This window comes from Archangium minus (genome assembly GCF_044360475.1).
In the GTDB taxonomy this organism is placed as follows: Bacteria; Myxococcota; Myxococcia; order Myxococcales; family Myxococcaceae; genus Archangium; species Archangium minus.
The window spans coordinates 4,481,126-4,503,480 of sequence record NZ_CP043494.1 but is presented as its reverse complement, the minus strand read 5'-3'; the positions used below and the strand labels follow the sequence as shown (position 1 = coordinate 4,503,480).

General features: G+C 68.0%; 17 protein-coding genes. 10 read left to right on the top strand and 7 right to left on the bottom strand.

Features of this window, described 5'->3' with window-relative positions; translation table 11 throughout:
- The first annotated feature begins 57 nt into the window (after window positions 1–57).
- Window positions 58–1,347 (top strand): MFS transporter, encoded by a 1,290-nt coding sequence (locus F0U60_RS18580; RefSeq protein WP_395821727.1) that lies wholly within the window; start codon window positions 58–60, stop codon window positions 1,345–1,347.
- Here F0U60_RS18580 and F0U60_RS18575 read toward each other — a convergent pair.
- Entirely contained in the window at window positions 1,254–2,501 is a 1,248-nt protein-coding gene (locus F0U60_RS18575; protein WP_395821725.1) for a tetratricopeptide repeat protein, read from the bottom strand. The two genes, F0U60_RS18580 and F0U60_RS18575, sit on opposite strands and share 94 nt — an antisense overlap.
- Window positions 2,502–2,636: 135 nt before the next feature.
- Between F0U60_RS18575 and F0U60_RS18570 the strand changes: the two genes are divergently transcribed.
- Window positions 2,637–3,446 (top strand): DUF6544 family protein, encoded by an 810-nt coding sequence (locus F0U60_RS18570; protein ID WP_395821723.1) that lies wholly within the window; start codon window positions 2,637–2,639, stop codon window positions 3,444–3,446.
- Window positions 3,447–3,451: 5 nt separating this feature from the next.
- On the opposite strand, the gene F0U60_RS18565 is transcribed toward F0U60_RS18570, so the two are convergent.
- Window positions 3,452–4,738: a patatin-like phospholipase family protein gene (locus F0U60_RS18565; protein ID WP_395821720.1), complete on the bottom strand. Its 1,287-nt coding sequence runs from the start codon at window positions 4,736–4,738 to the stop codon at window positions 3,452–3,454.
- Window positions 4,739–4,884: 146 nt separating this feature from the next.
- Between F0U60_RS18565 and F0U60_RS18560 the strand changes: the two genes are divergently transcribed.
- The 3 genes from F0U60_RS18560 to F0U60_RS18550 all read left to right on the top strand — a co-directional run bounded on the left by F0U60_RS18560 (window position 4,885) and on the right by F0U60_RS18550 (window position 8,262).
- Entirely contained in the window at window positions 4,885–5,694 is an 810-nt protein-coding gene (locus tag F0U60_RS18560; protein WP_395821717.1) for a hypothetical protein, read from the top strand.
- Between the two features lie 97 nt (window positions 5,695–5,791).
- The gene (locus tag F0U60_RS18555; protein ID WP_395821715.1) at window positions 5,792–6,661 is read left to right on the top strand and encodes a hypothetical protein; all 870 of its coding nucleotides are present in this window, start codon (window positions 5,792–5,794) and stop codon (window positions 6,659–6,661) included.
- 140 nt (window positions 6,662–6,801) lie between these two features.
- Window positions 6,802–8,262 carry a POT family MFS transporter gene (locus F0U60_RS18550; RefSeq protein WP_395821713.1) on the top strand — a complete coding sequence of 487 codons (1,461 nt, stop codon included), beginning with the start codon at window positions 6,802–6,804 and terminating at the stop codon, window positions 8,260–8,262.
- A gap of 146 nt (window positions 8,263–8,408) precedes the next feature.
- On the opposite strand, the gene F0U60_RS18545 is transcribed toward F0U60_RS18550, so the two are convergent.
- The 4 genes from F0U60_RS18545 to F0U60_RS18530 all read right to left on the bottom strand — a co-directional run bounded on the left by F0U60_RS18545 (window position 8,409) and on the right by F0U60_RS18530 (window position 16,043).
- A complete protein-coding gene (locus F0U60_RS18545) occupies window positions 8,409–9,809 on the bottom strand; it encodes a peptide MFS transporter (RefSeq protein ID WP_395821709.1) in 1,401 nt (466 codons plus the stop codon).
- 101 nt (window positions 9,810–9,910) lie between these two features.
- Complete coding sequence (locus F0U60_RS18540) at window positions 9,911–12,775, bottom strand: ATP-binding protein (RefSeq protein ID WP_395821706.1); 2,865 nt, start codon at window positions 12,773–12,775, stop codon at window positions 9,911–9,913.
- A 59-nt stretch (window positions 12,776–12,834) separates the two neighbouring features.
- Window positions 12,835–13,626 (bottom strand): class I SAM-dependent methyltransferase, encoded by a 792-nt coding sequence (locus F0U60_RS18535; protein WP_395821703.1) that lies wholly within the window; start codon window positions 13,624–13,626, stop codon window positions 12,835–12,837.
- Window positions 13,623–16,043: a PilZ domain-containing protein gene (locus F0U60_RS18530; RefSeq protein ID WP_395821700.1), complete on the bottom strand. Its 2,421-nt coding sequence runs from the start codon at window positions 16,041–16,043 to the stop codon at window positions 13,623–13,625. Before F0U60_RS18530 ends, F0U60_RS18535 begins: the two co-directional genes overlap by 4 nt.
- 374 nt (window positions 16,044–16,417) lie before the next feature.
- Between F0U60_RS18530 and nadA the strand changes: the two genes are divergently transcribed.
- From nadA to F0U60_RS18515, 3 genes are all read left to right on the top strand, one after another.
- The gene (gene nadA, locus F0U60_RS18525; RefSeq protein ID WP_395821697.1) at window positions 16,418–17,350 is read left to right on the top strand and encodes a quinolinate synthase NadA; all 933 of its coding nucleotides are present in this window, start codon (window positions 16,418–16,420) and stop codon (window positions 17,348–17,350) included.
- A 101-nt stretch (window positions 17,351–17,451) separates the two neighbouring features.
- A complete protein-coding gene (locus F0U60_RS18520; RefSeq protein WP_395821694.1) occupies window positions 17,452–18,033 on the top strand; it encodes a hypothetical protein in 582 nt (193 codons plus the stop codon).
- A 51-nt stretch (window positions 18,034–18,084) separates the two neighbouring features.
- Window positions 18,085–18,885: a methyltransferase domain-containing protein gene (locus tag F0U60_RS18515; RefSeq protein ID WP_395821691.1), complete on the top strand. Its 801-nt coding sequence runs from the start codon at window positions 18,085–18,087 to the stop codon at window positions 18,883–18,885.
- Here the strand turns inward: F0U60_RS18515 and F0U60_RS18510 are convergent.
- On the bottom strand, window positions 18,878–19,246 hold the full coding sequence (locus F0U60_RS18510; RefSeq protein WP_395821688.1) for a metallothionein: 369 nt from the start codon (window positions 19,244–19,246) through the stop codon (window positions 18,878–18,880). The two genes, F0U60_RS18515 and F0U60_RS18510, sit on opposite strands and share 8 nt — an antisense overlap.
- Before the next feature lie 189 nt (window positions 19,247–19,435).
- Between F0U60_RS18510 and F0U60_RS18505 the strand changes: the two genes are divergently transcribed.
- Window positions 19,436–21,004, top strand: coding sequence for a hypothetical protein (locus F0U60_RS18505; protein ID WP_395821685.1), 1,569 nt, complete (start codon window positions 19,436–19,438; stop codon window positions 21,002–21,004).
- A gap of 98 nt (window positions 21,005–21,102) precedes the next feature.
- Complete coding sequence (locus tag F0U60_RS18500; RefSeq protein ID WP_395821682.1) at window positions 21,103–22,341, top strand: hypothetical protein; 1,239 nt, start codon at window positions 21,103–21,105, stop codon at window positions 22,339–22,341.
- Window positions 22,342–22,355: the final 14 nt, after the last annotated feature.

Sequence of the window (22,355 nt, the reverse complement as noted above, 5' to 3'; positions counted from 1 at the left end):
ACAGACCGCCACGCAACTGGTCCTATGATAGGACCTCATGACGAGAGAGAGTGGCGGATGAAGGATGGAGACAAGGCAGGGCTGTCGGACAGGCTGTCACCCGGTGTCATCCTGCTCTTCGCGGTCGCAGGCGGGCTGAGTGTTGCCAATATCTACTATGCGCAGCCACTGCTCGAAGTGATGGCGCGTGAGCTCTCGATCAGCCCCGCTTCCATCGGCATCGTCGTGACCGTGACCCAGATAGGGTATGCGCTAGGGCTCATCTTCATCGTGCCGCTGGGCGACCTGCTCGAGCGCCGACGACTGATCGTCGGTCAAGCCATTCTTTCGAGTGTGGCGTTGATCATCGTGAGCCAGGCCCCCACGGCAACCGTCTTGCTCGTGGGAATGGTCGCGGTCGGCCTGCTCGCTGTCGTGGTGCAAGTGCTCGTGGCCTTCGCGGCGTCCCTTGCCGCGCCAGCAGAACGCGGGAGGGTGGTCGGCTCGGTCACGAGCGGCATCGTGATCGGCATCCTCCTGGCGCGATTCGTCTCCGGAGTGCTCGCGGACCTCGGCGGCTGGCGCTCCGTCTATCTCGCGTCGGCGATGCTGACCCTGTTGATGGCGGCGTTGCTGTCCCGGACGCTTCCGCGCCAGGAGCAAGGGAGCGAGGTGCCGTCCTACCCGGCCTTGCTGCGCTCCATGCTGGTGCTGTTCATCGAGGAGCCGGTCCTCCGAATCCGCGCCGTCATCGGGCTGCTGATCTTCGCCACGTTCAGTACGTTCTGGACCTCGATAGTCCTGCCGCTCAGCGCGCCACCGCTGCTGCTGTCCCACACGGAGGTCGGGTTGTTGGGTCTTGCCGGCGTGGCGGGTGCGCTCGCTGCTGGAGGAGCGGGACGCATGGCGGACCAAGGCCAGGGCCAACGAACAACGGGCATCTCTCTCTCACTGATGCTGGTGGCCTGGATTCCGATCGTCTTGACCCGCGTCTCGTTGTGGGCGCTGATCGTCGGAGTCATCGTCTTGGACCTGGCGATACAGGCGGTCCATGTGACCAATCAAAGCATGATCTTCGCGGTGAGGCCGGAGGCCCGCAGTCGGCTCGTCGCTGGATACATGGTCTTCTACTCCCTGGGGAGTGCCAGCGGCTCCATCGCGTCGACCCTGGTCTATTCATGGGCGGGCTGGACCGGAGTCTGCGTGCTCGGAGCCGCGATCAGCACGCTTGCGCTGCTCTTCTGGGCGACCACGCGGCATGTCACGGGAGCAGCTCACTCCACACGGCACGTCAATTCCTCCGAGCGAGGCGCCAGCTCGCGCACCAGCGAGCAGCTCGTCGCATCACCCTCCAGGCAGGCTCGCTGAAGGAGTCGCATTCCCTCCGCGGCTTCGCTCCCGAAGGTGGGCTGGCTGGTCATGAGCGCCCCGAGCACCCCGCAGGCCGAAGCGGAACCTGCCCCACATTGCCGTTGAGACACGCGGGAGATGTCTTCCAGGAACTCGCACGCCTGCGCCTCTCCGAATCGGCAGGCGCGCTTCAGGAGCCCCGACAGCTCGAGTGATGTTCCGGGAGCGCGCGGCTGGTGTTTGAGCGCGTCATAGAGCGCGAGACACCCCATTGCCGCCCCCCGGTCACACGCCTGACGGAAGAGGGCCTGCTGCGCGGCATCGTCCTTCACGCCCTCTTGCCGCGTGAGGCTCTCGACGACGAGAAGGCGGCAGGCCTCCGAGGAGCCGAGTGCGCACCCTCGGGAGAAGAGGTCATCGGCTCGAGGAGCCGCCCCGCCCTCTTCCGCGCCATACTGACGTGAGATCATCCCCTGGTTCACACACGCCGTGCCATTGCCCGCTTCACACGCTCGCGCATAGAGATCGAAGGCCTTGTCCATGTCCTGGGAGACGCCCTGCCCCGCCAGGAACGCGTCTCCCAGGAGCTGGCAAGCGAGACCGTCTCCCGCGTCGCAGCCTCGTTGCGCGAACAGCGCGATCCACTCCCACTCCGGGGTGCCCTCCCTCCGACGCGCAGCCTCATCGAGCCCGAGGGCCGCGATTCCACACGCTGCACGTGGGTATGTGTCACAGGCGGCCTGGAGTTCCGCCAGACCCGCGGATTCGTCCTGGAGAACCCCTTCACCCAGGAGCGTCAAGAGACCCTGTCGGGCGCAACCCTCGCCATCCCCTAGTTCACAGGCCCGCTGGAACAGGGAGCGCGCGAGTCCCGGCTCCATCCGCCCGAGCGCGGTGCAGCCCTCGGCCACGCCCAGGGAGCAGGCCTTCCTGGCGACCTCGGCCCGCATCCGCAGCTCGCAGGGTGACATGGGAGTCACCCCCCTCAGCTCCCGCAGGGTGTCGCGGCAGCTCGTGGCGTCCGAACACGCCTGCTTCGGGGCCTCCTCTGCCGGGGCACTGCCCGGATGAATCGCTCCATTGGGAGTGCCGCAGCCGGCGAGGACGAACAGGCCCATCGTCAGGGCACTCCCCCACAGAGCCGCCTTGATGCCTTCCCGAGTGGCGTCCACCTAACCTCCTTGGATGTGAGCCGTGTGGCCTCTCGCTCCAAAGAATCGCCTGCGCCATCTTTCGTGATCATTGCCCCTTTATGACGAAAGATGACGCCGTAACCCGAGACCCCTCGTTCCTGGAGCCTTCGCCTCATGAAGCCCAAGCCAAGCCATGAGCGGCACAGCCCCCGATATCTGGAAGGTCTCTATCAGGCCGAGGTGGCCGCGGAGCTGGCGAAACATCCTGCCAACTCGCCAGGGCTGATCACTGAAAATGACATTGCCGGGCTGCCCCCTCCGGTCCAGAGGTATTTCCGAGCGAGCGGCTTCATTGGGAAGCCTCACACCCTCAATGTGAGGATCCACTGGAGCGGCATGCAGCTGAAGCGCTCCTCTGACGCGGGTTGGATGAAGCTCTCCTGCCAGCAGTTCAACTCTGTCCCTGAGCCCATGCGGATCGCGCTCATGAAGGGACGGATGGTCGGAGTGATTCCGTTCGAGGGCCGGGACAAGTATCAGGATGGGCAGGGAAACATGCTCATCAAGCTGATGAAGCTCATCACAGTCGGAGACTCCCGAGGCACGTACATGGATGAGTCCGCGCTGGTCACCGTGCTCTCAGAGACGTTCATGGCGCCTTCGTTCGCGCTCCAAAGCTATATCAAGTGGCAGCCCGTGGATGAGCAGAGCGCGAGAGCGGAGCTCACCCACAACGGCATCACGGTGGGTGGCACCTTCCACTTCAACGAGGCGGACGAGCTGGTCCGGTTCGACACGAACGACCGGTGGCAGGATGGCAAGCCACCGAAGAAGCTCCCCTGGTCAGCCCACCTCGAAGGCTATCGCGTGGCGCAAGGAATCCTGTATCCAACGCGCGTCAGCGCGACCTGGCACGGGCCCGCCGGCGATTATACCTACGTCACGGGCACCATTGATTCGCTCGAGTTCAATGTGAAGCGCTGACGATGTCAGGCCGCGTTCGCTGTGGGAGTCCGCGTGGCCATCTCCGCCACGGTTTGAGGCTCGTCCGACCAGAAGCGCAACCACTCCGAGCGCAGCGCTCGGGCGTCCTGCCTCCCCAGCTCGATGAGGATGTCCGCGAAGCCGCCATCGAAGAGCAGGTAAGACGCCAGGTCCGCCTCGTGCGTGGCGTCCCGATCCACCAGCCGGAGAATCGCCTTGTGTGCCAGACCGGAGCTGCGGCGACGGAACTCGGGCGTGCGGACGTACTCGGCGGCCAGTGCGCCAATGTCCCTCGAAGGCCGCACCAGCAGCTCTCGCACGTAGCGCATCGGCTGGCTGCGGTGGGGCTCCAGCACCGCGCTGAGCGTCTGCGCGAAGCCCGGCCCGTAGGCCACCGTCCCCGCCTCGAGGATGGCATTGAGCCTCCGCAGCCGGCCCAGGTCCTGGTCCGTGCGGTCCATCATCAACGTGTTGAGCATCTTGCCCGCGAGGAAGGGCGCGGTCGCGAGGGCCTGCTCACGCTCCTGCTCGGAGCTCGACGGCGCGCTTTCCGGCTTCCGCGCTCGGATTGCCTCGTGCCGCAGTGAGACGACGATGACGCGCTGGGCACCCAGGCGCAGCGCGGGGCTGAGCGGAACGTTCAGCCGCAGCCCTCCGTCTACGTGCAATTGGCCCTGGAGGCGCACCGCCGGAAAGACGACCGGAATGGCGGCCGAAGCCAGCGCGTGGTTGGGGCCGATGCGCGCAGCCTCGGCTTGGTAGGAAGGATCATTCCCCCAGGAAGGGATTCCTCCGCCGTGCCGCTGGACAAACACCGTGGCCCGTCCGCTGCCCACGTGCGTGGTGCTCACCGCGAGCGCCTCGAGATAGCCCCTGCGCACGTTGCGACCAATGCCCAGCCAGGGAATGCCTCGGCTCACGATGGCCCGCAGCCCGCGAGGATCCACCAGCCCGCCGTACTGAATGTCGCGCGGATGAGGCGCCGGCTTGCCGAAGGCCTCGCGCAGGATGCGGAAGACATCCCCCACCCCGAACCGGAGCACCTCCTCCACCTTCATCCCCGTCCAGTGCGCTCGCATGCCTTGGCCTTGAAGGGCTGGCTGGTCGCTTGTCGCAGCGAGGTAGCAGGCATGGAGGGCGCCCACGGAGGTGCCCACCAGAATGTCCAGTCTCAGCTCTCGGCCGAGCTCCGGCTCCAGTTCCTCGCGAAGATAGGAGAGCACTCCGGCCTCGTAGGCCCCTCGTGCTGCACCTCCGCCCAACACCAGACCTGTCTTCAGCCCGGTCATCATGTTCACCGCCCCTCTTCGGAGAGTCTACGGCGGATGAGGATGTGACAGCGAGGGGGGGCGGTCCCACACGGGCCCACAGAAAGCAGCGGACTGGGCCGAGCTATGGTGGGGCCACATTCCGTTCTTTGAACAAGGGGGGAAACCCGGTGAGCCACGAATCCATCCGGAGCGAGCAGTCCCAGTCCGAGGCGGCGCTCCAGCACGCAGAGCCAGAGTTGGCTCCCGTGCGAAGAAACACGTTCACCGTAGCCTCGCTCACCAAGGCCAGTGCCAGCGCCGCGGGCACCGTCGCCTCCCGGGCGCTGGGACTCGGAGCGCTCGGACTCGTACTCGGAGTCGTGGCGTTCTTCGTCGAGCGGAGTACCGGGCTGCTCGCGCACGCCTGGGAGCCCTGGAGCTACGTCGTCTACGCCCTGCTCCCCGCCTATATGGCCGCGGGCGCCTTCGGGCTCGGCGCCGCGGGGATGTGGCGAGGCATCGGCCGCGCGGCGATGAACCTCGTGGAAGAGCACAAGCTCACCCAGCACATCGTGAATCGCATCTTCGAGCAGGCGGCGATCCTCTCAACGGGCGTGGCCACGCCGGAGGTTCTTCGCAGGCCCCTGCCCATCCAGGCGCTGCGGGAGCTGCTGCGTCGCGCCATCGCCCGGTACAACCAGAGCGATGATGCCGAGAAGGGCCTCCGCGGCTTCTCGCGCTCCATCTTCCGTCGCCTCAAGCTCCGGGTGTGCCGCCTGGTCGAGTCCCGGCTCATTGAGATCATCGGAGAGCAGACGCGCGATCAAGGCATCGCGGAGCTGACGCTCGCCAGGCTCCAGGAACTCGCCGAGAAGGAGCTCGACGGTCACGTCATGGACGCGCTGGATGGCGCTCGCAATCAACAAGCAATCCTCTGGGGGGCGCTCTTCGTCGGAGGCGTGACGCTCCCGCCGCTCGTGCTCAGGCTGTTGCAGTAGGCCTGCTTGGACGGGAGTATCCCGCCAGGGCGAGTGTTGCTCTCATCGTCACCGCACCGGAGAGGCGTCTCGCCGCCGGTCTCCCGGGAGTAGGACCATGTGGAAATCAGTGGGACTGTTTCTGGCCGTGTCGTTGGTAGGACTCGGCTCCGGTAGCGCCGAGGCCCGCTTCGGCAAGAGTTCGCGCCCTGCCCCGTCCCAGCCTTCACCTGGCTCACCGAGCAACGGCGGAGGCAGACCCCACCGCCCGCACAACCCGTACTACGGCTGGCCCTATGGGGGGTACTACGGGTTCTACGGCAACCCCTGGGTCCGGTATTACTACGACCCCGCGTGGGCCTGGCCGTTCCTGGGTCCTGGCCGTCCGTATTACGGCAGGTATTACGATTTGATGTGGCGCAACCGGCTGATGCCACGTCCGAGCGCGCAGGTGGAGAGCGCCTCCGCGCATCCCATTCAGGCGGACCTCACGGCGGATGCGAGCTTCGTCGCGCAGGGCTATGCCATGGGGCTGGGACTGCAGGCCGAGGGCAAGCGGCTGGGCTTCGGCATAAAGCTCCACATGTTCAACCTGGCCACGGATGATGGCTCGCCAGGCCGGGATTCCATCTCCCTGCTGGCGCTCAAGCCGAGCGTGTTGCTGGTGGCCAACGACACTCTGCGCGTGCGCGTATCCGGCGGTCTGGACATGGCCTTCGCCCCGGACGTCACCTTCGTGGGCCCCGGGCTGGGCGCGAGCACGCTGTTGCGTCTGGCGGGCCCGCTGAAGTTGGAGGCGAGCACCAACTTGACGCCCCTGCCCTTCGTCCAGCTCAGCGGGGATGCGGGTCTGGCGGTGGAGCTCGGTCCGGTGCGACTGCGCGGGGGCTACCGCGCCATCTACCTGGATGACCAGGGCCACGTGGATGGCCACCGCAACCGCGAGCTCTTCGCGGGCCCCTACGCAGGCCTGGCTCTCGTCCTCTGAGCGCAGCAGGTTGAGGCGCCCCGCCGCCCCGAGCGGCTGGGCCCCGCCTGACACGCTCGCTCGCCCGTGGGTTGTGCCCAGGGCCACCCCTGGGGTAGGCACGACGGTTGGACCCCCTACCGACGAGGAATTCCCCGTCCATGGCCAGCACGCCCGGCGCCACCACCCGCGACCGCTTCCCGCCGCAGATTCCCTTCATCATCGGCAACGAAGCCTGTGAGCGCTTCAGCTTCTACGGGATGAGGAACATCCTCACGGTGTTCCTCATCGACTACCTGCTGCGCAACGCCGTCCCCGACGAGGGCGCCCGCTCCGCCCAGGCCAAGAGCCTGATGCACCTCTTCATGGCGGGCGTGTACTTCTTCCCCCTGCTGGGCGGCTACCTCGCGGACCGCTGGTTCGGGAAGTACAAGGTCATCCTTTCGCTCAGCCTGGTGTACTGCCTGGGCCATGCGTGTCTGGCCCTCTTCGAGACGAACCCCACGGGCTTCTACACGGGCCTGGTCCTCATCTCCGTAGGCAGCGGCGGCATCAAGCCGTGCGTGAGCGCCATGGTGGGGGACCAGTTCAACGCGTCCAACAAGCACCTGGTGAAGAAGGTCTTCGCCATCTTCTACTGGACCATCAACTTCGGGTCCTTCTTCGCCTCGCTGCTCATCCCCCTGACGCTCAAGCACCTGGGGCCCGCCGTGGCGTTCGGCATCCCCGGCATCCTGATGTTCATCGCCACCGTCATCTTCTGGGCGGGCCGCCGGCACTACGTCGTGGTGCCCCCCACCGGCCCCAACCCCCACTCCTTCCTCAAGGTGGTGGGCTCGGCGCTCCGCAACCGCAAGCCCGGCTCGCACTGGCTCGACGGCGCCACGAAGGAGCACCCCACCGAGGCCGTGGAGGGCGCCAAGGCCGTCCTCCGCATCAGCGCCCTGCTGCTGCCCACCATCCCGTTCTTCTGGATGCTCTTCGATCAGAAGGCCTCCACGTGGGTCATCCAGGCGCGCGCCATGGATCCGCAGGTCGGCCCCGTCACCTTCCAGCCGAGCCAGATGCAGTTCATCAACCCGGCGCTGGTGATGCTCCTCATCCCCCTGCTCGTGGGCGTGGTGTACCCCGCCTTCCAGCGCGCAGGCTGGGAGCTCACCCCGCTGCGCCGCATGCCGCTGGGTCTTGCCGTGGGCGCGTTCTCGTACGCCATCGCCGGCTACTACCAGGTGATCATCGAGCAGGGCACCACGCTCAACATCGCCTGGCAGCTGCTGCCCTATATCGTCCTGACGCTGTCGGAGATCCTCGTCTCCACCACCGGCCTCGAGTTCGCCTACACCCAGGCCCCGCGCGAGATGAAGGGCATCATCCAGAGCCTCTGGCTGCTCACCACCACGCTGGCCAACGTGGCCGTGGCCATCGCCGCCGCCCTCAACGTCTTCACCGGCTCCGGCCAGTTCTTCTTCTACGGAGGCCTCGCGCTCCTGGCCGCCGTGGCCATGGCCCTCATGGCGCGCAACTACCAGGTCCGCGATTACTACCAGGAGGACACCTCCGGCCCCGTTCCCGACCGCGCCCAGCCTCCCGTCGCGACCGTGGGAGAGAAGAAGGCCCTGTAGACGCGGCGCTGGAGACGCGGAGAGAGAAGCCTGGAGACATGAAAAGGGCCCCGAGCGTTTCCCGCCCGGGGCCCTTTCTTTATGGGGGATGGTTCGTGGGGACGACCCTCACCCCGGCCCTCTCCCAGAGGGAGAGGGAGTTGGGCTCAGGCCACCTGGGGCTTGACCTGCTCCGCGTCGGTGGCCGACTGCTCGGCGACCACGGGCTTCGTCTCGTCCGCTCCGTGCATCATCCGCTTGAGCATCGGCGCCAGGGCCAGCAGCACCGCCCCCGCCACCGCCGTCGCGACCGTGATGGCCAGGAAGAGGCTGAACTCACCCAGCTTCTCGGCATAGCCGCCAATGAGGCCCGCCAGGTAGTTGGCCACCGCGTTGGCGATGAACCACACACCCATCAGCGCCGATGCGTACCGCGTGGGCGCCAGCTTCGTCACCATGGAGAGGCCCACCGGCGACAGGCACAGCTCGCCCGCCGTGTGGAAGAAGTAGGCCGCCACCACCCACATCAGTGCCGCCTTGCCCGCCGCCTCGCTCTGCTTGGAAGCGCCCAGCATGAACACGAAGCCGAACGACACCAGCAGCAGGCCCATGGCCATCTTCGCCGGAATGGAGGGGTCCTTGCTCCGCCGGCCCAGCCCCGTCCACATCTCCGCGAAGATGGGGCCCAGCAGCATGATGAAGATCGGGTTCACGGCCTGGAACCAGGTGGTGGGCACCTCCCAGCCGAACACGCCACGGTCCACCTTCGCGTCCGTGTAGAGGTTCATCAGGCCACCGGCCTGCTCGAAGGCCGCCCAGAAGAAGACGACGAAGAGCGCCAGCACGAGGATGACGATGACGCGGTCCCGCTCCTCACGGGTGAGGGCCGCCGCGGGAGCCGCGGACGCGCCCGCCTTGCGCTCCACCGGCTTCGGCGCCAGGCCCACGTTGCCCAGCATGCGCTTGCCCAGGGCCAAGAAGACGAGCACGCCCAGTCCCATGCCCACGCCCGCGGAGCCGAAGCCATACATCCAGCCAAACTTCTCGCCCAGCGTGCCGCACACCGCCGAGGCCAGGAACGCGCCCACGTTGATGCCGATATAGAAGATGGTGAAGGCACCATCCCGGCGCGGATCTCCAGGCGCGTACAGCCCTCCCACCATGGTGGAGATGTTCGGCTTGAAGAAGCCGTTGCCCACCACCAGCAGGCCCAGGCCCGTGTAGAAGAGCGGCTCTGAGTTGCCAGGCATGGCCAGGACGAACTGGCCCAACATCATCAGGATGCCACCGAGCGTGACCGACAGCCGCTGCCCTAGGTAGCGGTCCGCGAGGAACCCGCCAAATACGGGCGTGGCGTACACAAGGCCCGTGTAGATACCGAAGATCTGCAGCGCCTTGGCCTGGCTCCAGCCAAACCCGCCTTTATCGGTGGCGCCCACCATGTAGAGAACCAGCAGGGCGCGCATGCCGTAATAGCTCATGCGCTCCCACATCTCGGTGGTGAACAGCAGGTAAAGGCCCTTGGGATGACCCCGGGTGGGGGCCGGCGCGGCCGTGCTCTGTGCCATGCGAAGATTTCCTCGCGAGTGGGGAGAAAGGGGGAAAAAGGCTCCTGGTTGTACCAGAAGCACACCCCACCTGTCAGAACGGTCGCGAGTGGCGGGCGGCCCTACGTGCGCCAGTGCGGCTGGGTGGGGCGGCCCTCAGAGAGCAGCGGCGGGAGGATGCGATCCGGATCCGCCTCGAGCGGCAACCGGACCTCCACCCGCGTGCCCTTGCCGTAGTCACTGAAGACGCGGATGCGGCCGCCCTGACGCAGGACGATGCGCTGACAGAGCGCCAGCCCCAGGCCCGTCCCCTCGCCCGCGTCCCGGGTGGAGAAGAAGGGCTGGAAGAGCCGCTCCATGTGCTCGGGCTTGATGCCCACGCCGTTGTCGATGATGGACACCACCGCGTCCCCACCATCGCGCGCCGTGGACACCCTGACGACCCCGTCCGGCCCGATAGCACGCACCGCGTTATCCAGCAGGTTCACCCAGACCTGGTTGAGCGAGCCCGGATCGCTCCACACCGGCTCCGAGCACTGGTAGTCGCGCTCCACCTTCATGCCGGAGGGCAGCCGCCACGAGAGCGCCTGCACGCTGGCGTCCAGCGAGGCGCCCAGGTCCACCGCCACCGCCTTGCTGCCGGTGCGCACGAAGGAGAGCAGGCCCTCGGCCAGGCCGCGGATGCGCTGCCCGCACTCCTCGATGAGATCCAACATGGCCACGGCCATGGCCGGGTCCGGGCTGCCGCTGGTGAGGCTCTCGCGCAGCGGCTGCAGCGCGTTCATCAAACCGTTGAGGGGGTTGCGCACCTCGTGAGCGAAGCCCGAGGTGAGCAGACCCGTGGCCGCCAGCCGCTCGTTCTCCGCCGCGCGCACCGCCGCGTCGCGCAGGCGCAGCTGCGCCTCGATGCGCGCCAGCATCTCCCGAGGCGAGAAGGGCTTGCCCAGGTAGTCATTGGCGCCCATGGACAAGCCTTCCACCTTCGCGTCCACCTCCTGGCGCGCGGTGAGCATGATGATGGGCGTGTCCACCGTCTCCGGCGAGCTGCGCAGCGCCGCCAGCATCTGGATGCCCGACATCACCGGCATCATCACGTCCGAGACGATGAGGTCCGGCCGCTCCTTCTGGGCAATCCTCAGGCCCTCCTCACCGTTGGTGGCCTCCAGCAGCCGGTAGTAGGGCTTGAGCACGCCGCGCAGGAAGGCGCGGATCTCCGGCTCGTCCTCCACCAGCAGCACGCGCGGGGCATCCGGGCCAGCCTCGGCGTCCGGAGGGGCGGGCAGCGCCTCGACGGCAGGCGTGCTCATGGGGCTCTCGGGCTCCAGCATGGCCGCCACATCCGCCGAGCGGCGCAGCGAGGGACGGTTCACCACCGGCTCATTGGCGCTGCTTCCGATCGACTCATCACGCGCGTGCGCGGTGCCCTTGCGCAGCCACACGTGGAAGTTGGAGCCCTTGCCCAGCTCGCTGGACACCTCGATACCGCCCGTGTGCAGCTCCAGCGTCTCCTTCACCAGCGCCAGGCCAATGCCCGTGCCTCCGAAGCGCCGCGTGCCGCTCGAGTCCGCCTGGGCGAAGCGGTCGAAGATGACGGAGAGATCCTGCGAGGCAATACCCACGCCCGTGTCGATCACCTCCACGTGCACCCAGGTGTCGTCCTCGCGCAGGCGCACCGTCACCTTGCCCTGGGTGGTGAACTTGAGGGCGTTGGAGATGAGGTTCTGGAAGACGCTCTCGATGCGCGCCACGTCCACGTGGACCGGCGTCGTCACCGTGCCCTCCAGCTCGAGCTCCAAGCCCTTCTTGTCCGCCAGCACCTCGAAGGGCACCAGCAGCGAAGAGAGGAAGCCCTGGATGTCCAACGGCTCGTAGCGCAGCTTCGTCTTGCCCGCCTCGAGCTTCGTCAAATCCAGCAGGTTGTTGATGAGCCGCAGCAGGCGCGAGGCGCTGCGGTTCATCGTCTCCAGGTGCTGGCGCACAGGCGCATCGAACTCCTCGGGGCCGCGCTGCAGCAGCGAGTCCAGCGTGAGGAGGATGAGCGTGAGCGGCGTGCGCAGCTCATGGCTCACGTTGTCGAAGAACTCGCTCTTGAGCCGGTCCAGCTCCTTCTGCTTGGCGAGCGCCGCCTCCAGCCGCACGTTGGCCTCGGTCAGCTCGCGCGTGCGCGCGGCCACCCGGTCCTCCAGCGCGACGTTGATGCGGAACATCTCGTCGTAGCGCTGCTGGAGCTCCTCGAGCGAGCCCATCATGCCCTGGGCCTGCTCGTTGAGCGCCTCGTCCTTGCGGCGCATATCGCGGCGCAGGTCCACCCAGCTGCCCAGCGACACGCCGACCAGCGACAGGGACGTCACGGCGAAGGCGGGATGGCCCAGCCCCAGCATGCTGGCCCCCACCCCACTCACCGCGCCCAACAGCAGGCCGGTATAGCGGCCCCACATGGGCAGTGGATCCATCCACCGCAGGTGGTAGCGGCAGCACTCGGCCCCCTGCACCTGGCACTGGCTCTCACTCACGTCCGCCGGCGGCAGTCCCCAGATGGTGGGGAACGAGGCGAACTGCCCCATGCGCAGCTCGCAGACGTGTCGGCTGGTCTCGGGCACGGCGCTGCGGTAGGCCAGCACCAGCTGCTCGCGCTCCAGCCGCTCGATCTCGAAGTTGCCCACCCGGTTGTAGCTGGAGCTGTGCTCCACCGTCTTGCGGAAGCAGATCTCCAACGAGCCGAAGGCACGGATCAGGTAGTACACGAACCCGAGCGCCTCGGGGCTGGCGGCCATGGAGATGCCCGCCTTGCGCATGAACATCGGATCCCCCGACTCCCTCACCAGGACATCAGCGAGCTGCTCGAGGAAGCGCAGGGAGATGAAGTTGGTAGGGGTCCGCAGGTAGTCCAGAGAGAGGCTGAAGTGGTGGTTACGGAACACCTCAGCCAGCCGGGCGGAGCCATACTGCTGCTCGAAATGCAGCAGCAGTACGGACGTGACCCGCACGCTCACCTCCGGAGCATTGTCCGGACGAGGAGCCGGCCCGCTCTCGGCTACCAATGGGTTCAAAGTCGCGTCCCTTCCGTTACCAATAGGGGCGAGTACTTCAAAGAGTCCGGATCCGCCAGAAACTGTAAGTACTCCTGGCACCTGGCTCGGTAGGTCTCCAGGCCACCGAGCGCGGGGGCGACCACGGGCTCCAGCGCGGAGAAGCGCGTCTGCCAGTCCTGCATCAGCTCCGGGCTGGCCGTCCCGGCGATGACCTGGTAGGGCAACAGGTGCACGCGCACGTTGCTCAGCCCCAGCTGGCGCAGCTCGGTGAAGATCTTCCGGCCGACGTTGATGTCAAAGCCGGTGACGCGCAGCACCGCCTCGACGAAGCGGACGCACCACTCGCGCAGCTCCTCCGGGAAGGGCCAGTTCTGCATGCCGAACCCGTCGAACTCGGAGATGACCACCTTGCCGCCCGGGCGTGTGACGCGCACCAGTTCCTGGAGCGCCACCTTCCGATCCGGCAGGTACTGCACGACGAACTGGCACCAGGTGAAGTCGAACGAGGCGTCCTGCAGGCCCGTCCGGCGCACGTCCGCATGCACGAATTGCACGTTCGGGCAGCGGTCGTTGATCTGCCGCGCCTCCGCCAGCCGATCCTCGCTGATGTCCAGCCCGGTGACGTGACCGGAGGTGCCCACCAGCTCGCTGATCATCTCCGTGATGCCACCCGGACCACACCCGGCGTCGAGCACTCGATCGCCAGGCTTGAGCCCCGATAGCCGCAACGCCTCACGGGCGTTACCCGTTCTCTCCTGGACGAGCAGCCGGCGCGTCTCGTCACTGGACTCCATGATGTATCTCACTCACCAGCCTCCTCGGTTGGCCATTCGAGAGTAGACGCCCCACCCAACCGCTCGAAGACGGAGCGCCACAGCTCGCAGCCACGGCGGATCATCGAACGGTGGAAGATCCACTCGGAAAAACGGCCCAGGTTCTCGAACCCCGACTGCTGGAGGAGCTCGATGTCCTCCTCGTCCACCAGCGCGATGGCGGACGGGCGATGCCGCTCGCGGGCATGCTCCACACAGCGCTGGACGAGCGCCTGGATGGCAGCGCGAGCCTGGGGATGGTTGCGGTTGGGCACAATGAGGGAGAAGGCATTGGTCTTCTCGATGAGGCACAGCCCCGGAGTCCCCTCTTCAGAGAGCGCGATGGCCAATGGCCCGTACTCCCCATCAACGACGAAGACGCGGCGACCGCGGTGCAGCCCCTGCGCCCGGAAGCGCTCGCTCACCACGCGCAAGTCCACCTCATCGGTCAGCAAATCCTCGCACAGGACCCGGACCAGCTCTCCGCGGTCGCGCAGGTGCAGCTCGATCCACACGAAATCAGTGCGCACGCCCTCGCGCACGCGCAGCTGCGGCTGGGGCGCCGGAGGCTGCTCGACGTTCAGCGGAAAGCGCATGTAGCAGAAGTGCTGCAGCATGCTCAGGCCCGGCGTCTCCATGGCCCGCGCCAGCCAGCCCATGCGGCGGCTCGGCCAGCGGTTGTCCTTGCGCCAGCAGTAGCGAATGAACTCGACGTCCTGCTGCACCTCGCCCAGCTCGACGACGAGGTTGCTCAGCTCATAGGAGATCTGCTCGTTGCGGCGCACCCCGGGCCGCACAGCCAGCTGCTGGACCATCCACGTACGGGAGTGGACGCGCAGGGCGGCGATCTGCCCCTGCAAGCCATGCTCGTTGGAATAGACGAGGCAGCGACCCAGGTCCCCCGTGGCGTACACCTTGCGGTGGGTGTCCTCCAGCGTGGGCAGCGGCGAGTCGTCGCCAAAGGGATAGTCTGGGTGGAAGCGGTAGCGGGCCTCCTCCATCAGGCGCCAGATGTCTTGGAAGGGGACATCGCAGCCATCGGAGATGGCCGCGCAGCGCGAGCGCATGAAGGCCCGCAGGATGGCGTCCCGGGCGCCCTGGGAGAGCCCCGAGAAGCGGACTCCGGCGCGGAAGGGACGCAGGGCGCCATCCGGCCATCCATCCGAGGGCAGCGCATGAATGGAGCGCACCTCCAGCAGGCATGGCGACGAGGAGCCATCCGGCAGCAGCAGGGTGGCCTCCAGACGCGAGCCCGCGGGGATGATCTCGTTCGCGGCGTCGAAGGGGAAGGAGAGCCCACCCACGCTCAGGTCCAGCGGGGCGCGGGTGGTGGACTGGCCGGTGACGGGGGATTGGAAGGAGATGAGGAAGCGGTCGTCGGGCCCGGGTTTGAAGCGAGGCAGGCTGCGCCAGTTGCGGATGACGAGGGAGCGCGGCACATGCAGCACCATCCTCCCGTCCGGCTCGTTGACGAGCAGGTTGCAGACCCCCGAGTAGCTCTGCCCGCCCATCTCGAAGAACAGGTCCACCTCGTCGCCCGCCCAGCCCTCCAACATGCCGGAGGACTGGCAGCACAGGACGGCCACCCCGTCCACCACGTCCACGGCGGGCGAATCCAGGCGCAGCTGCACGGAGGGATCGTTCACCCGCTGAAGCCAGAGGACGGCCTCGCGCCGCAGCGCCTTGCGCAGCGTGGCCACCACTTCGGACTGCGCCTCCATCGTCACGCCGGGCACCGGCGGCGGCGGGTGCATGGCCGTCGCCCAGGAGATGCCCAGGCGCAGGTGTTCCCCCGACTCGTCGTGCACCAGCAGCGCCCGCTGCACGTGCGCCCAGGGCGTCTTGAAGAGGAGCTTCCCCTCACGCTCGATGCGCAACGCCTCCAGCGTCGAGCCCGGAGGGAAAGAGGAGAGCGAGAGGTTGCCCGGCAGCAACAGCGTGGCGCCGAAGTTGCCGATCTCCGAGCACCGGGCCTCGTGGGCCTGCTCGTTCAGGGTGAAGTGCACCGAGTACGTCGCGAGCGGAACCGAAATGCTGGCGGAGCCCCGGTGCTGCAGCAGGTGCGAGAGGGTACGACCCAGCTCCGGCCCGGAGAGCGCCTCGTCGAGGACACTGAAGACATGCCCCTCGGCGGCGCTCTGAATCAGCTCCGCCAGCCCCGCGGGGTCGGACTTGGAGCAAATGAAAACACGCAGTGCGTCAGGAGCCGTGTGGGCCACCTGCCGGAGAAAGAGCCGGGCATCGTCTGGCGGCGCGATGATGAGCGCCGGAGCCGCGTTGGCCATCTTGAAGGCCGCCTCCGTCTTGGATTCCACCGCCACCACACGGTACGACGGAAGAGCCGAAGCCAGCGCGGCCCGCCTGCCTGCATTGGGGTGTACGACCAGGACGTCTCGAATCGGGACACTCATGTACCCCTCCTCAGCAGGCAGGCCATTCAACAGTACCCGGCGCAAATCGCTCTTCCGGGTGCGGCCCACGTGCCCGTGCCGCCCCTCCCCCTTCCGCTTGTGCCACGAGAAAGCCTTTTCCAACGTCCAGCATCCAGGACACCAGGTGATCGGGCTTCATCCGCAGCAATGCGGTCCCGGGAATATCTTAGCGGGTCCCAGGATGGTTGGCGTCAAGTGTCCGTGAGGGATCGCCCCCTGGTGATGCTTCCCGGCAAACCAGGTGGGCGCTCCCCTGGTCGCACGCCAAGGGGGCCGCCACCTATCGTCTTGGAGGGCATTCGTCCTTGGCCCACATCCGACCGGCCGGTTAAATGTGGCTGGAAGGAGACGCGATGGGCGCCGAAGTGGACTACGAGCAGGAAATCCAGGAACTGAAGCGGAAACTCAACGCCGTCATCCTCGCGCACTACTACCAGGAGAGCGAGATCCAGGATGTGGCGGACTTCGTCGGGGACAGCCTGGCGCTTGCCCAGGCCGCGGCGAAGACGAAGGCGGACGTCATCGTGTTCTGCGGCGTCCACTTCATGGCGGAGACGGCGAAGATCCTCAATCCGGGCAAGCAGGTGCTGCTGCCGGACCTCAAGGCAGGCTGCTCGCTGTCGGACCGCTGCCCTCCGGTGGCCTTCCGGGCCTTTAAGGAGAAGTACCCGGACCACTTCGTGGTGAGCTACGTCAACAGCTCCGCCGCCGTGAAGGCGATGAGCGACGTCATCTGCACCTCCTCCAACGCGGTGAAGATCGTCAACCAGGTGCCCAAGGACCGGCAGATCCTCTTCGCGCCAGACCAGCACCTGGGCCGCTATGTGATGAAGCAAACCGGCCGGGACATGGTGCTGTGGCCGGGAAGCTGCATCGTCCACGAGATTTTCAGCGAGAAGCGCCTGGTGCAGCTCAAGGTCCAACACCCCGAGGCGGAGGTGGTGGCACACCCCGAGTGCGAGGAGCCCGTGCTGCGGCACGCTGACTACATCGGCTCGACCAAGGGACTGCTGGACTACGTCCTCAAGAGCCCCAAGCAGGAGTTCATCGTGGTGACAGAGGCCGGCATCCTCCACCAGATGAAGCGCGGAGCGCCGGAGAAGACCTTCATCCCAGCGCCCCCGGACAATGGTTGCTCTTGCAATGAGTGTCCCTACATGCGGCTCAACACAATGGAGAAGCTCTACCGGTGCATGAAGGACCGGACGCCGGAGCTGACACTGCCGGAAGACCTGCAGTCCGCCGCGCGGGCGCCGCTGCAGCGGATGCTCGAATGGTCACAGTGAGGTGGTGACGCACCGCGCCGTCTGTCGCGGTTGCGGCAAATCCACCATCCCCCCTTATTCGTACCTTGCGCCGGAAGCGCACCAGTGCGATTTGGAGCGTCGTGGGTTTCCGATTCATCGCAATTCCTGGCCACCGGGTGGTGGCGCATCCTCAATCACTGCCCTCGGACGAGCGGCTCGAGCCCGAGCTTCCCCCGCTGCAGGAAGCGGTGGAGCGCGCGTTCGCAGGCGCCGAGTTCCGGGACGTCAAGGCCAAAGACCGGGTCCGTGCCCTGCTGCAGGGCGACAGGCCCCCGAACCTGGGCAGCCCCGGGTCGGGCTTTGGTCCTTCGGCCGTCTTTGCCCAACCTCCCCAGGATCTGCCCGCGCTGCTGCGGCTGGCAGATGAGCTGGAGTCGCTGGCAAAGCGCGAGGCGGGCGAGCGGGCACTCGTCTGGAAGTGTAGCGAGTGCAACGCGCGCTACGCCGTGCCCGTGGCCCTGGCCCGCTCGGTGTCCATCCGCTGCGAGCGCTGCGGCACCCCCGTGGAGCTCAACCCCCAGCGCAGCCTCGGCGAGGAGTCGCTCATCGACCCGTTCCTGGGCGCGGTGAATGGCGCGCGTCGCGAGCTGGCCGCCTTCTTCCGTGAGGCCATGGCCCGCGGCTGGCCCGTGCTGGTGGCCACCGAGGAGAGCAACTCCTGAGCGTGGAAAGCCGTTCCTGAGTGGCGCTCGCAGCGCTACCCTGTGTCGGGTATGCGACGCGCCATTCTTCAGCTGCTGCGCTGCCCCCGGTGTCGGCGCGGTGGGCTGATGCCGGAGCACGACACCGACGTGCTCGCCTTTGGGCCCCTGCACTGTCCTGAGTGCCACGCGAGCTTCCCGGTAACCGAGGGCGTGGCGGACCTGGTGCAGGAGTCCGCCTCCACGCCCCTGGCCCAGCGCGGCATGGAGCAGCGGCTCATCGCCCGCTCCTATGAGCGCTACGTGCGCCCCGCGCTGCAGCGAGCGCTCGCGGCTCCGCCCCTGGACCGCGACAGCGAGTACCTGCTGTACCGCTCCCTGCTGGGCCACCCCGAGGCGCCCGTGCTGGACCTGGGCACGGGGACCGGACTGTTCGCTCGACACCTGGCGCGCGAGCCGGAGCTGCCGCCTGTGGTGGGCCTGGACGTGTCCCGGGCGATGCTCGAGGAGGCCGTGGCCCAGGCGCGCGAGGCCAGCGTGCGGGTGGACTTCCTCCGCGCCGAGGCCCCCTACCTGCCCTTCCGGGATGAGTCGCTGGGCGCGGTGCTGCTGGCCCACTCGCTGCACTTCATCGCGGACATTGGCCGGCTGCTGCTGGAAGTGAGCCGCGTGCTGCGTCCCGGCGGACGCTTCGTGGCCAGCACCTGGCTGCCACCGGGCCGGGCCACCGCGTTCGTCCAGCGCCGGGCAGGCCTCCACCCGCGCGAAGAGGTGGAGCTCCGAGACGCCCTGTCCGCCGTGGGACTGGTGGACTTCGCCCGGTTGCGGCTCCCTCCCCTGCTGGTGGTGAAGGCGGAGAAGCCTGCTAGATGAAGACGCCCGCCAAGGCGTCGAGGCGCACCTTGTGCTCTTCCTGCGTGCGGCCCTCGGCCTCCAGCGACGGCACCACATCCTGACGGGGCTTCTTGCACTTGGGGCACTCGCACGTGCCCTTCTTGCAGGTGCAGTCCGCCGCACTGCCACACCGGCACTTCGCCGCGTGCAGCTCGCCCGCGCCGTCCTTCTTCGCCGCGGTCGCCTCCGTCGGAGCCGCCTCCGACCTGGCCGGCTCCACGGGCATGGGCACGGCATCGGCCTTCCGGGCCCGGTGAGCTTCGCACGCTCCTGACTCGCCCGCCGTGAGCAACACGCCGCCCACCACCACGGCCGCCAACGTCATCCCGATGCGCTTCATCTCCACGTACCTCCCGGGGGACAGGCAGAACTCCCGAATCATCCCCTCGGGCTATATCTCAGAGGTTTCCAGCTGTCCAAACAGGGAGGGCCCGGCTCCACGCCCCCTCCCCCTGGAGAGTCACCCCGCGAGCGCGCGCCTCGGAACGCTCGCGACGGAAGGAGGCGCCACGTACAGTCCGCCCCACCCGTGTCCGCGCGAACCGACCGCCTCGTCTACGCCGCCGCCCTCGTGCTGGGGGTGCTGCCCCTGTGGGTGTCCTCGCACCTGCCCATGGTGGACCTGCCTCAGCACCTCCACCTCATCTCCGTCCTCCACCGGTTGGATGACCCCACCACCCTCTACCCCCAGCTCTTCGCCGCGCGCCACGAGCTGACGCCCTACCTCGGCTACTACTACGCCGTCAGCGCCCTCAACTGGCTGCTCCCGCTGGACCTCGCCAACCGGCTCTTCCTCTCCGCGTACGTCGTGGGACTGCCCCTGTCGCTCGCCTTTCTGCTGCGCGGCCTCGGACGTCCTACGTGGCCCTCGCTGCTGTCCCTGCCGCTCGCCTACGGCGACAGCTTTGGGTGGGGCTTCATCAACTACCTCGCCGCGCTGCCACTGGCCCTGCTGTGCTGTGGCCTCTTCCTCCGCGCCCTCGCCGACACGGGCCGGCGCCGCGCCTGGGCCATCGGGCTCGCCGCGTGCCTCGTCTCCGTCCTGCTCTTCCACGTGCAGGCCTTCGCCTTCCTCGGGCTGGCCTTGCCTTGGCTGCTCCTCACCACCCCCGTCCCCGAGGATGCTGGCGCGAAGGGCCTCAAGTCCCGGCTCCAGCCCCGCTTGCCCGCGCTGCTGGGTGTGGTGCCCGGCGTGGCCCTCTTCCTCTCGTGGGTAGTGCTGCGATTGGGTCAGCCCGCCGAGGTCGAGACCGGCGCGCCCTGGAAGGCCTGGGGCCCCATGCTGTCGTCGCAGAACCTGGCCTGGAAGAGCTTCGCGCAGAACCGCACGGAGCTCATCGAGGTGTTGGCCAACCTCCTCCGGGATGGCTCGGACCGATGGCCCGTCTACGCCGTGGGCGCGGTGGCCGCGTGTGCCCTGGTGCTCGGCCTGGTGCGCGCGGCGGACACGGCGGACAGTGGCGGACTCGTGGCGCGACTGCGCCTGCCAGGACTCGTCGTCCTCGCGCTCGGCTTCTTCTTCCTGCTCCCCTTCGATATCCGCGGCTACATCTACTACCTGAACACCCGTTACGCGCAGCTCGCTGCCGTGCTCGCCGTGGCGAGCGTGCCCGTCACCCTGCCCTCGCTGCGCCGCCCGCTGCTGTGGGCCAGCGCGGGCTGTGCCCTGCTGCTGGCGCTCGTGCTGGGCCGCGGCTTCCGTGCCTTCTCCCGCGAGGCCTCCGAGTGGGATGCCCTCATTGAGGCCACCGCGCAGAAGCCCCGCGTCATGGGGCTCATCTTCGCCTCGGGCTCGCGCGTGGTACGCCACCCCGTCTTCCTCCACGGCGCCTCGGAGCTCGCTCGCGCGCGCGGCGGTAGCACCAACTTCAGCTTCGCCCTCACCCCCCACTCCCCGCTGCGCTACCGGGGCACGCCCCCGCCCACCTTCGCCTCCGAGTGGCGGCCCCACGACTTCGACTACGCCACACAGGGCCCTGCCTACGATCACTTCCTCGTCCGAGGCGTACACCCCTCGCGCGTCTTCGGCGCCCGGCTCCAGCAAGAGCTGGCCGTGGCTGCCCAGTCCGGCGAGAGCTGGCTGGTGCGCCGCCGCTGAACGCTCGGGCCCCGCAAGTGTGGGCCAGTGGTCGCCGTACCTCGCGCACGAGCCCCTCCGGCCTCACCGCGCCGCGTGAGGTGCATTACATCCCGGCCATGCCCACCAAGAGCCCCCAGGCTGATCCGCGCATGTTGCTGGACGCTCTGCGCGCAGGCGAGCCGCTGTCCGACTTCCCCGCCGACGCGGTGCGGCACGCCCGCACGCTGGCGGCGGAGCCCACCTCCGTGCCCGCTGACGTCGAGTCCCTCCCCGAGCCGCTCGCGCTCGCCGTGCTCGAGGGCTCGGTGCTCGCTGGCCAACCCGCCCTCGCCGAGGCGCTCGCGGGCTCCAAGAACAAGGCGCTCGCCAAGGCCGCCAAGAAGGCGCTCTACCGGCTGCGCTCGCGCGGCGTGGCCATCTCCGAGCCGGCCCGTCCCTCCGAGCCCTCGCGTCCGCTCCTCTCGGGCCCAGAGCCGCTGCCCGCCCTCCTCACCAGCATCGACGGCACCGGTGAGCGCGTCATCGAGATCGCCCGCCCCTTGCGCGGTGGCGGCGTGGAGGCCATCCAGTTCCTCTACTCGGACGAGCACGGCGTCACCCGCCTCCAGGTGACGGAGCTCAACCGGGGCGAGTACCGCCGCGTGGTGAAGCAGGCCACCCACCCCAGTCCCGATGCCGCCGTGGAGATTCCCCACGCCGAGGCGCTCGAGCGACTGGCCGCCGCTGTGGGGCTCAACCTCCGCACGCACACGGCCTTCCCCCAGGGACTCGAGGCCGCGCTGCGCCACCTGGGCGTGCAGCCCCGAGACGTACCGCTCGGGATTCCCGCGCCGGAGCCCGAGGACGAGCGGCTCGCGAACGAGGCCCACAAGCTCCACGAGGAGCCGGAGATGCGCGGCTGGCTGCCTCCTCTGGCCGAGCTGGAGCGGCTGGCCTTCAAGGTGAACGAGCTGGAGTCGAGCCCGCTCGCGCTCACCCCGGCCCAGCGCAACGAGGAGATCATCCAGGCGACCCACACCCAGGCGCACGCCTTCTTCGCCGCACCCGAGGTGCGCCAGCTCTACGCCAGCCGGTTGTGGGAGATGGCGCTCCACTTCGAGCGGCTCGGCAAGGAGCACCCAGCCCAAGTGGCCCGCGCGGAGGCCCGGCGGCTCGCCCATGGCCCCACCGAGCCCCCCTCGCGCTTCGCCGAGCGCCTCTACGAGAAGGCCCTGCTCGTCACCATGGCCGAGCGTGTCGCCCCCGGTGAAAGAGAGCAGGCGGAGGCTCAAGCGAGGGCCCGCGCCGCTCAGCAGGCCCGAAGCACTACGCCGGAGTCGGAGCGACGCAGCCCCGGCGGCATCATCCTCCCCTGAGACCAGGGGAGGCC

Coding starts and splice junctions, on each gene's coding strand:
- F0U60_RS18565 (WP_395821720.1), bottom strand. CDS start 4,738: ATGATGACCGGGCTGAAGACAGGTCTGGTGTTGGGCGGAGGTGCAGCA.
- F0U60_RS18510 (WP_395821688.1), bottom strand. CDS start 19,246: ATGAAGCGCATCGGGATGACGTTGGCGGCCGTGGTGGTGGGCGGCGTG.
- F0U60_RS18545 (WP_395821709.1), bottom strand. CDS start 9,809: ATGGCACAGAGCACGGCCGCGCCGGCCCCCACCCGGGGTCATCCCAAG.
- F0U60_RS18570 (WP_395821723.1), top strand. CDS start 2,637: ATGAAGCCCAAGCCAAGCCATGAGCGGCACAGCCCCCGATATCTGGAA.
- F0U60_RS18555 (WP_395821715.1), top strand. CDS start 5,792: ATGTGGAAATCAGTGGGACTGTTTCTGGCCGTGTCGTTGGTAGGACTC.
- F0U60_RS18515 (WP_395821691.1), top strand. CDS start 18,085: ATGCGACGCGCCATTCTTCAGCTGCTGCGCTGCCCCCGGTGTCGGCGC.
- F0U60_RS18580 (WP_395821727.1), top strand. CDS start 58: ATGAAGGATGGAGACAAGGCAGGGCTGTCGGACAGGCTGTCACCCGGT.
- F0U60_RS18550 (WP_395821713.1), top strand. CDS start 6,802: ATGGCCAGCACGCCCGGCGCCACCACCCGCGACCGCTTCCCGCCGCAG.
- F0U60_RS18530 (WP_395821700.1), bottom strand. CDS start 16,043: ATGAGTGTCCCGATTCGAGACGTCCTGGTCGTACACCCCAATGCAGGC.
- F0U60_RS18500 (WP_395821682.1), top strand. CDS start 21,103: ATGCCCACCAAGAGCCCCCAGGCTGATCCGCGCATGTTGCTGGACGCT.
- nadA (WP_395821697.1), top strand. CDS start 16,418: ATGGGCGCCGAAGTGGACTACGAGCAGGAAATCCAGGAACTGAAGCGG.